This is a genomic window from Streptomyces sp. NBC_00440, assembly GCF_036014215.1.
Lineage (GTDB): Bacteria > Actinomycetota > Actinomycetes > Streptomycetales > Streptomycetaceae > Streptomyces.
In genome coordinates this window covers 4,568,502-4,580,840 of the sequence record NZ_CP107921.1, presented here as the reverse complement: position 1 = coordinate 4,580,840, position 12,339 = coordinate 4,568,502, and the positions used below count along the sequence as shown (strand labels likewise).

Below are 12,339 nucleotides of genomic sequence, written 5' to 3'. Positions count from 1 at the left end.
GCACCCGTCAGGCGCTGTCCCCCGGGTGCGGCCCGCCACTCGCGTACGGGTTCTCCTCGCCATCGGCGAGTACGCCCACGAACGGCTCGCCCTCACCCGCGAAGACATACGCCCCGCCCTCGATCCGCGCGATCAGTCCGCGTGTCCACTCGGCCCCGCCGTCCGCCGTGTGGACCCAGAGGTTCATGATCTCCCCGATGTGGCCGAGCTGCTGCGGGCCGCCCTCGGGGATGTAGTGCTCGGTGACCGAGGCGCGCCAGGCCTCCATCGCCCGGACACGTTCCTTCAGGAGCGCGACGGCCTCGGCCCGCTCCAGGTCGACGATGCAGCCGAGCGCGGCCGACATGACGTCCATCTTCTGGTCGTAGGTGACGAGCGCCTCGCGGAGCAGTCTGAGGTACTCCTCCCGGCCCGCCGCCGTCATCTCGTACTCGGTACGCGGCGGGCCGCCCGCCGTGCTCGGAGCGGTCTCGTGAGCCAGCAGCATTCCCTGCTTCGCCAACTGCTTCAGGGCGTGGTAGATCGACCCCGGCTTGGCGTTGGACCACTCGTGGGCGCCCCAGTACTCCAGGTCGTTGCGGACCTGGTAGCCGTGTGCCCGCCCGTGCTGGCGGACCGCTCCGAGGACGAGCAGACGGATCGCTGACATGGGGCCAGCCTAGATCCTGTCTCAGAACGGGAAGCGGCTGCGCCCGTGCTGGATCGAGATCCACTGCTGGGTGGTGAACACGTCGACCATCGACTCACCGTTCAGCCGCCCGAGCCCGGAACGCTTCTCGCCGCCGAAGGGGACGATCGGCTCGTCGTGCACGGTGCCGTCGTTGATGTGGATCATTCCGGTACGGACCCGCCGGGCGAGCCGGACACCGCGCTCCACGTCCCCGGTGTGCACCGCGCCGCTCAGGCCGTACGGGGTGTCGTTGGCGATACGGACCGCCTCGTCCTCCCCGTCGAACGGGACGAGCAGCGCCACCGGGCCGAAGATCTCCTGCTGGAGCGCCGGGGAGTCGGGGGCCAGACCGGTCAGGACCGAGGGCGAGACCAGGCTGCCATCGGCGCGCCCCTGCACCAGGGCCGTCGCTCCGGCGGCCACCGCCTGCTCGACGACCGAGGTGACGGCCTCGGCCTGCGAGGCGTTGATGAGCGGGCCGATGTGGGTGGCCGGGTCGGCCGGGTCGCCGGTCCTGAGCGTGCACACCTTGGCGACGAACTTCTCGGTGAACTCCTGCTCCACGCTGCGGTCCAGCAGGATGCGGTTGGCGGCCATACAGACCTGGCCCTGGTGCACGTACCGGCTGAAGACCGCCGCGTCGACCGCGTAGTCGATGTCGGCGTCGTCCAGCACGATCAGCGCGCTGTTGCCGCCGAGCTCCAGGATCGCGTGCTTGAAGTGGGCGGCGCAGACCGTGGCGACGTGCTGGCCGACCTTGTCGGAGCCGGTGAAGGAGATGACCTTGGGCACCGGGTGGGTGAGCAGTGCGTCGCCGATCTCGGCGATGTCGGTGACCACCACGTTCAGCAGGCCGGCGGGCAGTCCCGCCTCCTCGAACACCTTCGCCACCAGGGTGCCGCCGCAGACCGGGGTGTTCTGGTGCGGCTTGAGGACCACGGCGTTGCCGAGCGCCAGTGCCGGGGCGACCGACTTCATGGAGAGCAGGAAGGGGAAGTTGAACGGGCTGATGACGCCCACGACGCCGACCGGGACGCGGTAGACGCGGTTCTCCTTGCCGTCGACCGGCGAGGCGAGGATGCGGCCCTCGGGGCGCAGCGCCAGGTGCACGGCCTCGCGCAGGAACTCCTTGGTGAGGTGCAGCTCGAAGGCGGCCTTCAGCCGGGTGCCGCCCAGCTCGGTGACGATCGCATCGGCTATCTCGTCCTCGCGCTCCTCGATGATGCGCAGGGTGCGTTCGAAGACGGTGCGGCGGGTGTAGGGATTCGTCTCGGCCCAGGTCTGCTGGGCGCGTTCGGCGGCGCGGTACGCCTGGTCCACTTCGGCTGCGGTGGCCACCGTGACCGAGGCCAGCTTCGCCCCGTCGTACGGGTTGAAGTCGATGATGTCCCAGGAACCGCTGCCGGGCTTCCACTCACCGTCGATGTACTGAAGAGCCAGCTCGCTGAAGAAGGACATGGAATCCCTAACTGCCGCTGCCGCGCGCGCAGATGCTCATGACGCCAAAGGCCTGATGGCATCTCATCGTACGTGCGTTTCAGGCGGTGCGGAGGATGTCCCTGATGATGGCTCGGGCGTCTTCCGGCGGCGGGCTGTCCCGCTGGAGCTGGCTCATCGCCCGGTCGTACTGGGCGACTTCGTCTCCCTTGTCGAGATAGAGGGAGCCGGTCAGCTGCTCCAGATAGACGAGGTCCGACAGGTCCGACTCGGGGAAGCGCAGCATCGCGAACGATCCGCTCTCGCCGGCATGCCCGCCGAAGCTGAAGGGCATCACCTGGAGGGTGACGTTCCCCATCTCGGAGATCTCGATGAGGTGCTCCAACTGGGCCCGCATCACGTCCCGTTTACCGTACGGACGGCGCAGGGCGGACTCGTCAAGTACGGCGTGGAACTGCGGCGCGTGCTCGGCTACGAGGACCTTCTGGCGCTCAAGACGCAGCGCGACCCGGCGGTCGATGTCGGAAGCCGACGCCGAGGAGTTGCCCCGGGTGACGACCGCGTGGGCGTACGCCTCGGTCTGCAACAGGCCGTGCACGAACTGCACTTCGTACGCGCGGATCAGCGATGCGGCGCCTTCGAGGCCGATGTACGTCTGGAACCAGCCCGGCAGTACATCGCCGTAACTGTGCCACCAACCGGCGAGGTTGGCCTCCTTGGCCAGACCCAGCAGCGCTTCGCGCTCGGTCGCATCGAGCACTCCGTAGAGCGTGAGGAGGTCCTCGACGTCCCTGGACTTGAAGCTCACCCGTCCCAACTCCATGCGGCTGATCTTGGATTCCGAGGCCCGGATCGAGTATCCGGCGGCCTCCCGGGTGATCCCGAGTGAATCGCGCAGCCGTCTGAGCTGTGAGCCCAGGAGGATGCGCCGCACGACGGACCCACCTCCGGTGCTCAGCGTCTGGGAAGACCCCCAGGACTCGCCTGCTGACACTTTCCAACCCTCCCCGGTCGTGATGTGGGGGGCAGTCTGCCACTAAAACGCTCCGCCCTGTACTCGATCGATTACAGAAAGAGCAAAGCCCGGCAGGCGGCTGTTAGAAGAGGGCAAGAAGAAATCCGCAAGAACCGGCACGGGGCCGCTCAAGTCCGGCGCGTGCACGTGCATCTGCCCTTGCATCTGCTGTGCGCATTCGGAACCATGGGCCCCGCGCACCTGCGTTCTCGTACCACCGCACGCTGGCCACGGCCGCGAATCCGGGGAGTGCCTCGCATGGGGACGAATGGATCGACCATGCTCAAGCCGTTAAGGCAGGGGCTTCCTCCCATTGACCCCTCGACCGTGTCGAGTTCCGCCTCCTGCGCACTGCCGCCGAAGTTCGAGGCAGTACGGGGTGCACGGCACTTCACCAAGTCGACGCTCACGTCCTGGGGCATCGGCGAGCGGTTCGACGATGTGGCGCTGGTCGTCTCGGAACTCGTCACCAACGCCCTGCGCCACGCTCTGCCGACCGACGCCCCGCGCGACGAGGACGCCCCGGTGCGGCTGCACCTGATGCGGTGGACCACCCGCCTGGTGTGCGCGGTGCGCGACCCGAGCGACAGCGCCCCCGCGGCCCGCCCGACGGACGACTTCGCGGCGGAGTCGGGCCGGGGCCTCTTCCTGGTCGACTCCTTCGCCGACAGCTGGGGCTGGCACCCACTGGCGGGAACACTGCACGGGAAGGTCGTCTGGGCGCTGTTCCGGTTGCAGGCGGAGCAGTAAGGGGCGCGGCGCCCAGGAAGCCGACACGGCCGGCGCCGCAGCGTCATGCGCCTGTGGTGGAAGTCCAACCAGGCGTCAAACAGGGCGCGTTCACCGGCGCGAGGTGGTGGGACGAGCCGCCCGTCCGGAGTCGTACTCACACGGGGCACCTTTGCACGGAGTGCCGGGCGCGCGACAGACCACCCGTGGCTGCGCGGGCAGGACAGCCACCGCCGCCACCGGGTGAGCCGGGCCAACGAAGTCGTGGGTGCCGCCCGCGGAGTCGGCGCGGATCAGGGCCCGCCGCCCGCGCCGGTACTTCTTCGGCAGCTGGGCCAAGGCCAGTTGGGCGACGGTCATGTGGTCGGCCGCCGTATTCGATCCCGTGTCGTCACTTGTATGCCCACGCTGAGGGCGGCGGGCGGGCGGGGCGGGGCGGTCAGTCAGCCGCCCCGTAGGCGCCGAGGTGGGAGCGGTGCCGGTCCACGATTCCCTCGACGATCTTCATCAGTCGGTCTCCCGTCTGATCGATGCTTCCGTTCTGTGTGCTGACCTGCGCCCCTTCGAGCACGAAGGTGATCTCGGCCGCGGCCTGTCCGGGGTCGGGCATCCGGGCTTTGGTGCACATGCCGATCAGCCTGCGGGTCTGGTCGGCCTTGTGCTCCTCGATCACTTGCCGTGCCGGATGAAGGCAGTCGGGCAGCTCGGCAAGGGAGTTGATGAACGGGCAGCCCCTGTATGAGATCGCCGGCAGCCCCTCGGCGATGAAGCGGGCCAGGCCCAGAATCTGCTCCTCGGGTCGGTCGGGGTATTCGGTTTCCACGCGGTCGAAGGCCGCCCGATAATCGGCGGCGACGATCCGCAGCCATTCCGCGACCAGCGCGTCCTTGGTCTCGAAGTGCCGGTAGATCGCCATCTTGGTGGTCTCGGCCCTGTCGGCGATCGCCTGAACCCCCACCTGCCGGATCCCTTCTCTCTGGAAGAGCTCTTCGGCGGCGTCGAGAATGCGCTCACGAGGCGGCAGCTTCGCCACTCTGCTCGGCCTTCTGGGGGTCGATGCCATGACTACTCCGTCACTCCGGCCGGTCGATCGTGGGGTTCGCACCCCCTACGGTACCAGCCCGGCCCTTTCGATACCGTAGGGTATCGTCCGGTGCTCGACGGTATCGTTCTTGTCAGGGAGTGACAGTGAGAGTTTCTGAATACGTGAGCTTTGACGCGGTCGGGCTGGCGGAGCTGGTGGCCAGGGGCGAGGTGCTCCCCGCCGAACTGGAGGCAGCCGCACGCGAGGCTGCACAGGCAGTTGATCCGCAGATCAACGCCGTCGTAGAGACATGGCCGACCGACGACGAACCTGTCCCCGGCAGCGCACCACTGGCCGGCATCCCTTTTCTGATCAAAGACATAGCGGTGGCCATGACCGGGAGGCGAATGGAGCTGGGAAGCCGTCTGGCGGCCGGTAACGTCGCCGGCGCCGACTCCTCACTGATGCTGCGCTTCCGTCGCGCCGGCCTCGTGACGTTCGGGCGCACCGCGACACCGGAGATGGCTTACGGCATCTCGACGGAATCAGCGTTGTACGGCGCGACCCGCAACCCGTGGGACCTGGAGCGGAGCGCGGGCGGATCCAGTGGAGGCGCGGCCGCCGCTGTCGCCGCCGGGGTGGTCCCGATCGCCCATGGCACCGACGCCGCCGGATCGGTCCGCATCCCCGCCGCCTACAACGGCCTCTTCGGGATCAAGCCCACCCGTGGCCGGGTCTCCATGGGGCCCGACATGGACGAGGTCTTCAGCGGCCTGGCCGTACACGGCAGCGTCAGCCGCACCGTACGCGACAGTGCGGTACTGCTCGACCAGATACGCGGCCCGGAACCGGGCGACCCCTACTTCGCCCAGCAGCCGTCACGGCCGTACGCGGAGGAAGTCACCCGTCATCCGGGCTCTTTGCGCATCGGTGTCCTCGCCCAAGCGTGGGGCGGACGCCGCACTACCGCACCGGTGACCGACGCCCTCTCCCGCACCGTGCGGTTGCTTGAATCCCTCGGCCACCAGGTGAACGAGGTCGAGGTCGGCCTCGGCGCCGACTGGGAGGAATTCGTCCTGGCCAATGCCCGGCTCATGACAGTGAACCTCACCACCCTGGTCGACGGGTTGGCCGCCGCCCTCGGCCGTCCCATCGACTCCTCGACCCTTGAGCCGGCGACCCTCGCCGGCTACCACTACGGGCAGCGGGTCGGCGGCGCGCAATTCCTCACCGCTCTCGCGATGCGGAACCGGGTGGCCCGAAGCCTGGCGCGGTACTTCGACGCGTACGACATCCTCCTCACGCCGACCCTGCCGGAGCCTCCAGTACCTCTGGGCACCCATACCGAGGGCGCGGAGACACTGGACGGCCTCGGCTGGATCGAGCGCATCAATGACCTGTCGCCGTTCACCATGCCGTTCAACGTGGCGGGCACGCCCGCCATGTCCGTACCCGTGACGGCCGACGCCGGGACGGGGCTCCCGGTCGGTATGCAGTTCGCTGCCGGATACGGCCTTGAAAGCCGGCTCTTCCGCCTCGCCGGACAACTCGAACAGGCAAGCCCGTGGTCAGGCCGAACCCCCACGGTATGGGCTGGGAACCACCCGGGCCGCTGAAGAACGCCGGACCAGCGCTTCCAGCACTCCATCGAGATCAAGTACTACGGATGTCCCACTGCCCGGAGACGGAGCTGCCCTCACCTTCACCGCACCCAAGTAACCGTCCGCTCAAGCCTGTTCCGCGACCAGGTGGTCGAACTCCCCCGCCTTCGCACCGTGCAGCATCGCCGCTATCTCGGCCGGGGTGTAGACGAGAGCCGGTCCGTCCGGGTGGCGTGAGTTGCGTACCGCCACGTCTCCGCCCGGCAGCCTGGCGAACTCCACGCACGAGCCCTGCGAGTTGCTCAGCTCGCTCTTCTGCCAGATGACCCCGTGAAGTGCCGTTGACGCCATGCCGTTGTACGCGTGGTGCACAGGTCGCTCCCGGGTAGTGCAGATAGTGCAGAAGTACGCGGTACCGGAGTACGGGCGTACAGAAGTACAGGTCTCAACTGTCCTGGATCATAGCTGTGTTCACTTGCATATGCATGAGCATATGCACGTGCACGCGGGGTGGTCGCTCCACTACAGCCTTGCCGGTGAAACGTTCCTCATGCACTGGGACGCACCGCGTCCCGATCCGGCTCCCTGGTAGTTTGGCGCGTTCCGTCATCCAGATCAGGGGGAAACGAAGTGAACAGGTTCGTACGTACCACCGGCATAGCGGTCGCCGGGCTCGCGGCGGCGCTCGTGATGAGCGGGTGTTCCAGCAGCGACAGCAAGAGCTCCGACGCGTCGAACGACCAGGGCAAGGGCGCGAACACCGCGGCCCCCGCGCCCTCCTCGTCCAGTGGCGGCGGCGCCGACGGTGCAGGTGCGAAGGCCGGGGACATCGAGGGCAGCTGGATCGCCATGACCGGCGGCAAGTCCACCGCGCTGGTGATCCAGGGCAAGCAGGCGGCCATCGCCGGGCAGCACGTCTGCACCGGCGTGGTCGCCGCCATGGGCAAGCAGATGCTGACCCTCAAGTGCCCCGACGGCAACAACGACCGCACCATGGGGACGATCGACTCCTCCGACGGCAACATCATGAAGGTGTCGTGGGAGGCCGGGATCAAGGACACCTTCAGGCGGACCGACGGTGCGAAGCTCCCCGACGGGCTGAAGATGCCCAAGCCCTAGCTAGGGGCTGTCGTCCGGATCGGGCCGCGGGCGGGGCGGCTCCTCGTCCAGGGCCGCGGTGAGTTCGTCGAGGGTGTCGAGCAGCAGCCCCGCCCCGCTGCGTACGACCTGGTCGGGTACGCCTTCGCCGTCCCACGCTTCGAGGTTCTCGCGCACCTCGTCCCAGTGCGGTACGCGCCGCTGCCGGATGTCCTTGGCGCCCCGCTCGACCGCGTGCAGCAGCGCCTGCGCGACGTCGCGCGCGTCCGGTACGGGGGTGGTGGAGCGGCTGGGCAGATGGGCCTCCATCAGCATGGCGGCCCGGCCCAGTTGTGCCATCGCCTCCTCCGCGTCGGCGGCTGCCGACCTGGACAGGCCGCGGTGGCGCACCGGTTCGTGGGTGGCCCGCTCCACCGCCTCCTGCCAGGCGATCCTGGCGGTGCGCGCGGCCAGCACCGCGTCCCGGACATCGGTCCTGCGGGCGCCGGCCGGGTCGGCGTAGTGCGCGACGACCGCCGCCGCGTAACGGCCGTCGGCGAGCAGCCAGTCGGCGAGCCGGTTGCGCAGCCTGGGTGTCTCCCAGGCCGGATAGACGGCGTACGCGACCATCGCGAGCAGTCCGCCGATCAGGGTGAGCAGCACCCGGTCCCGGACGGTCTGGCCGACGTCGAGTCCGCTCATGCCGAGCAGGAAGACCACATAGGCGGAGACGCAGGCCGAGCCGGCCGCGTACCCCGTGCGCATCAGGAGGAACATCAGCCCCGCGCAGACCACCGCGAGCGCCCCGGACGGGTACGGCCCGGGATGCGCCAGCTGGACGACCGCGGTGGCGACCGACACCCCGACGAGCGTGCCGCCGAAGCGCGCGACGGCGCGGCCGTACGTCTGGGCGAAGGCCGGGCGCATCACCATCACGGAGGCCAGCGGCACCCAGTAGCCATGCCCGAACGGCAGGGCGACGCCGATGAGATAGCCCACCGCCGCGACCACCGCGGTGCGGATCGCGTGGCGCAGGACCGCTGAGTCGTGGCTGTGCAGTTCCTTGCGCATGGTCCGCAGCACGACCGGGGCCATCCGCACCAGCGTGGGCCGTACCAGCGGCTCGGTGTCGTTCGTGGTGCCCTCGCCCTGCGCCGTCTCGACGACGTCGCGGAGCAGGGTCGCCAGCCGGGCGCCGGCCCGGCGGGCGGGTCCGGTGAGCACGTCGGGGTTGTCGGGGGCCTCCAGTACGGCGAGGGCCGGGGCGGAGATGACCACCGGTTCGCCGTGCCGGACGGCGTGGGCGGCGGAGTCCAGTACGGAGCCTGCGGCGGCCAGGAGTTCGCGCACCCGGTCGCGTTCGGGGCCCTCGGCAGCGGCGCCGACGGCCGGGTCGGCGAGGGAGGCGAGCACGGGCCTGACCCGCTCGGCGAGGCCGCGGGTGCCGTGCAGTTCGGCGGGGCGCCTGCGGGCCTCCCGGCGGGTGACGGCGGCGGCGCTGCGGGCCGTCACGAACGGCTCCGGGTCGAAGGGGGCGATCGGGTCCTGGCGCAGCCTGCGTGCGTAGTCGGCCTCGGCGGCCAGCGCGTCGGCGAGGGCGTCGCGCTGGGCTCCCCACCGGCGGACGGGGAAGAGGACGATCAGGCCGGCCTGGACGACCGCGCCACAGGCGATGATCGCGGCGTGGCCTGCGGCGGCCAGCACGGAGGTGGGGAGGGTGACGGTCACCAGCATCATCGCGACGTTGGAGGCAGCGATGATGCCCGCGGTGGGACCCACGGCCCAGGCCAGCCCCGCCACGAACGCCCAGAGCGCGATCAGCGTCATGAACAGCGCGGTGTGCACGCCGGAGAGATAGCCGAGGAAGGTCGACACGGCCAGCGTCCCGCCCGAGAACAACGCCAGGACGGGCCGGGCGCGCCAGCTGCGCTGGAAGCTGGCGATGGCGGCCTGGTAGGCGCCGAAGGCGGAACTCGCCGCGACGGCGGGGCCGAAGAGGTCGAGGCTGAGCAGGACGACCAGGGCGAGGCCCGCGGCGCCGCGGAAGGCGATGAGCGGTTCCAGGCGCCGCCGTTCGATCGTCAGCCCGGAGCGGGCGGTGGCGTACAGGGCCCGGAGCCAGGTCATGGGTCTGAGAGTAACGGGATATGGGGGCATATCGGGCGCATGGAAGTGCGGGGGGGGGAAGGCTGGGGCGCTGGGGCGCTGGGGCGCTGGGGCGCTGGGGTGCTGGAGTGCTGGGGCGCTGGGGCGCTGGAGTGCTGGAGTGCTGGAGTGCTGGAGTGCTGGAGTGCTGGAGTGCTGGAGTGCTGGAGTGCTGGGGTGCCGGGCGGGGCTCGCCCGCGGGGGAGGGCCGCCCGCACCTGGCCGTTGGGGCCGGGGACGGCCTCCGCCGTCAGGCCCCCGGCTCCAGCCGGGCCTTCGGCCCCAGCCCCGCCGCGTCCGCCGCCGCCGTGCCGTCCAGCCAGCCCGCCTCGTCCGTGACGCCCCGCACCCGGCTCACGGTCGTCTCGGGGAACATCCGGTCCGCCTCCGACACCACCGCCACGTCCCGCTCCGCGAGCACGGGCAGCAGCGAGCCCGCGGCCTCCGCCGTCACCTCGTCCGCCGTCCGGGCGAGCCGGTGGCCGAGCCTGCTGGCGTACGCCGCCAGGAACGACTGCCGGAACGTCTTGGTCCGCTTGCGCCCGCCCGCGCGCTGCGCCGCCTCCGCGCGGGTCATCGCCGCCGCCCCCTGGACCAGGAGTGAGGTGTGGAGCAGTTCGACGACCTCCAGGTCGGGCTCGAAGCCGACGACCGTGGAGAAGCCGAACGCGCTGTTCCACACCGCGCGGCAGCGGTTCGCGGTGGCGACCGCGTCGAGCAGGACCGCCTTGGCCGTCTCGTACGGGGCGTCGACGCCGATGCGGCAGGCCGCCGGGGTGTCCGTACCGTGCCCGTCGGCCGCGAGCCGCGCCTCGTCGATGCTGTGCCGGGCCATCAGCTCCTGCGCCTTCCCGCTGAGCGCCTCGGCCTCCGCCGCGTAGTCCGTCGCCTCGGCCTTGGCGAGCAGCGCCCGGATCCGGCCGAGCGTCCGCGGCTCGGCGTGGTGGTGGGGCGGGAGAAGTACGTCGGCGCCCGGCGCGGGGCCCACCGGTTCGATGGCCGGGAGGCGCAGGAGCAGCCGGTACAGCTCCAGGAGCGCGGTCGCGTACGAGAAGCGGTCGGCCTCCCAGGGCGGTGCGGCCAGTTCGTCCAGCTGGGTCTGCCAGCGCGGCGGCAGCCGCTTGTACGCCCGTACCTCCGCCGTGATCAGCGCCGAGAGCAGCCGGACGTGCCGGTCGGCCAGATCACGCCGGACGAGCCGTACGACATCGGCGGGCTGCCACCCCCGCTGCCAGGCCCGGCGCAGGAACTCCTCGCCGCGCCTCCCCACCTCCGCGTCGGCGGCCGGGTCGGCGGCGAGCAGGGAGGCTCCGGTGTCCAGGCCCGCGTCACTCTCGCTGTAGAGGGCGGCGGCGAAGGCCCGGTCGGTCACCGATTCCATACGTTGTCCCCGCGCCCGGCATCCCTGCGGCCAGTCTCCATACCGCCAGTCTCCATGCGGCCAAGGGTAGGTCTCGGCCGGCACCGCCGTAGGGGGCACCCCGGGCCGTGAAGCCCGACGGATTCTCTGTCCACAGCCTGTGGACAGAGAATCCGTCGCCGCCTCACACCCTCAGCACCAGCTTCCCCCGTACATGCCCCTCCTCGCTCAGCGTCTGCGCCTGCGCGGCCTGCTCCAGCGGAAGCACCTTCGCCACCTCCACACGCAGCGTGCCGTCCGCCGCCAGCAGGGCCTGCTCCGCCAGGTCCTCCGCCGCGTCGGCGGACATGGAGCCCCCGCTGAAGACCACACCCAGCTCCCGCGCCGCCGGGTCGGCGATCGTGACGACGCGGTCCGTCGTACCGCCGCGCAGTTCGATCGCGTCCGGGAGCGCCCCCTTGCCCGCGATGTCGAAGACCGCGTCCACCCCCTGCGGGGCGACCGCGCGGACCCGCTCCACGAGCCCTTCGCCGTATGTCACGGGCGTCGCGCCGAGCTCCCGCAGGAAGTCGTGGCTGGCCTCGGACCCGGTGGCGATGACCGTCGCGCCCCGGGCCGCCGCGAGCTGGACGGCGATCGAACCGACCGCCCCCGCACCGCCGTTGACGAGCAGCGTCTCGCCGTTCTTCAGCTCCAGCAGGTTCAGGACGCGCTGCGATGTCTCACCGGCCACCGGCAGCGCGACCGCCGACTCCCAGGGGAGCGCGTCGGGCTTGGGCGCGAAGGTCTCGACGAGTGCGTAGGGCGCGTACCCACCCATGACGCTCCAGCCCACCACCTCGTCGCCGACCGCGGTCCCGGTGACGCCCTCACCGATCTCGTCCACGGTCCCGGCGACCTCCGACCCCGGGATCGCGGGCAGCGCGGTCGGGAAGAATTCCTCCGCCCAGCCGCTGCGGATCTTGTAGTCGAGGGCGTTGACCCCGGCGGCGGCCACCTTCAGACGGACCTGGCCGGGCCCCGCGTGCGGCTCGGCGGTCTCTTTGAGCCGGAGCACCTCGGGGCCGCCGAACTCCTCGAACACGATCGCTTTCATGGAATCTCCTCCGTCAGTCGCAAAGTCTCGAAGTCTCGAAGTCGCAAAGCCGCGAAGCCGCGAAGCCGCGAAGCCAGTCGCAGAGTCAGTCGCCCTATCGTTCCCGGCCCCGCCCGTCTTCCACACGGTTCCACCCGTCCGAACGGACCGGGGCCGGTACAAGTGCCGCCCGTACGCAGTCGTTG

11 protein-coding genes and 1 pseudogene are annotated in these 12,339 nt (G+C 70.5%); 3 read left to right on the top strand and 9 right to left on the bottom strand.

Features of this window, described 5'->3' with window-relative positions; translation table 11 throughout:
• Nucleotides 1-7 precede the first annotated feature (7 nt).
• From OHB13_RS20605 to OHB13_RS20595, 3 genes are all read right to left on the bottom strand, one after another.
• Entirely contained in the window at nt 8-649 is a 642-nt protein-coding gene (locus OHB13_RS20605; protein WP_328378090.1) for a PadR family transcriptional regulator, read from the bottom strand.
• Nucleotides 650-670: 21 nt separating this feature from the next.
• Nucleotides 671-2,128: an aldehyde dehydrogenase family protein gene (locus tag OHB13_RS20600; RefSeq protein ID WP_328378089.1), complete on the bottom strand. Its 1,458-nt coding sequence runs from the start codon at nt 2,126-2,128 to the stop codon at nt 671-673.
• A gap of 79 nt (nt 2,129-2,207) precedes the next feature.
• On the bottom strand, nt 2,208-3,101 hold the full coding sequence (locus OHB13_RS20595) for a helix-turn-helix domain-containing protein (protein WP_405753406.1): 894 nt from the start codon (nt 3,099-3,101) through the stop codon (nt 2,208-2,210).
• 279 nt (nt 3,102-3,380) lie between these two features.
• Here OHB13_RS20595 and OHB13_RS20590 point away from each other — a divergent pair, with 279 nt between their 5' ends.
• Nucleotides 3,381-3,872 (top strand): ATP-binding protein, encoded by a 492-nt coding sequence (locus OHB13_RS20590; protein WP_328378087.1) that lies wholly within the window; start codon nt 3,381-3,383, stop codon nt 3,870-3,872.
• Between the two features lie 194 nt (nt 3,873-4,066).
• Here OHB13_RS20590 and OHB13_RS20585 read toward each other — a convergent pair.
• Nucleotides 4,067-4,241 (bottom strand): annotated as a pseudogene (locus OHB13_RS20585) (IS1380 family transposase); the annotation flags it as partial.
• 49 nt (nt 4,242-4,290) lie between these two features.
• Nucleotides 4,291-4,914 (bottom strand): TetR/AcrR family transcriptional regulator, encoded by a 624-nt coding sequence (locus tag OHB13_RS20580; RefSeq protein WP_328378086.1) that lies wholly within the window; start codon nt 4,912-4,914, stop codon nt 4,291-4,293.
• 125 nt (nt 4,915-5,039) lie between these two features.
• Between OHB13_RS20580 and OHB13_RS20575 the strand changes: the two genes are divergently transcribed.
• The gene (locus OHB13_RS20575; RefSeq protein ID WP_328378085.1) at nt 5,040-6,491 is read left to right on the top strand and encodes an amidase; all 1,452 of its coding nucleotides are present in this window, start codon (nt 5,040-5,042) and stop codon (nt 6,489-6,491) included.
• Between the two features lie 111 nt (nt 6,492-6,602).
• On the opposite strand, the gene OHB13_RS20570 is transcribed toward OHB13_RS20575, so the two are convergent.
• Nucleotides 6,603-6,848 carry a DUF397 domain-containing protein gene (locus OHB13_RS20570; protein ID WP_266854733.1) on the bottom strand — a complete coding sequence of 82 codons (246 nt, stop codon included), beginning with the start codon at nt 6,846-6,848 and terminating at the stop codon, nt 6,603-6,605.
• Nucleotides 6,849-7,106: 258 nt separating this feature from the next.
• Between OHB13_RS20570 and OHB13_RS20565 the strand changes: the two genes are divergently transcribed.
• Entirely contained in the window at nt 7,107-7,595 is a 489-nt protein-coding gene (locus tag OHB13_RS20565; protein ID WP_328378084.1) for a hypothetical protein, read from the top strand.
• On the opposite strand, the gene OHB13_RS20560 is transcribed toward OHB13_RS20565, so the two are convergent.
• The 3 genes from OHB13_RS20560 to OHB13_RS20550 form a co-directional block, all read right to left on the bottom strand.
• Nucleotides 7,596-9,680 carry an FUSC family protein gene (locus tag OHB13_RS20560; protein WP_328378083.1) on the bottom strand — a complete coding sequence of 695 codons (2,085 nt, stop codon included), beginning with the start codon at nt 9,678-9,680 and terminating at the stop codon, nt 7,596-7,598. It lies immediately after the preceding gene.
• 268 nt (nt 9,681-9,948) lie between these two features.
• Nucleotides 9,949-11,079 (bottom strand): DUF2786 domain-containing protein, encoded by a 1,131-nt coding sequence (locus OHB13_RS20555; RefSeq protein WP_328378082.1) that lies wholly within the window; start codon nt 11,077-11,079, stop codon nt 9,949-9,951.
• 163 nt (nt 11,080-11,242) lie between these two features.
• Nucleotides 11,243-12,154: an NADP-dependent oxidoreductase gene (locus OHB13_RS20550; protein ID WP_328378081.1), complete on the bottom strand. Its 912-nt coding sequence runs from the start codon at nt 12,152-12,154 to the stop codon at nt 11,243-11,245.
• Nucleotides 12,155-12,339: the final 185 nt, after the last annotated feature.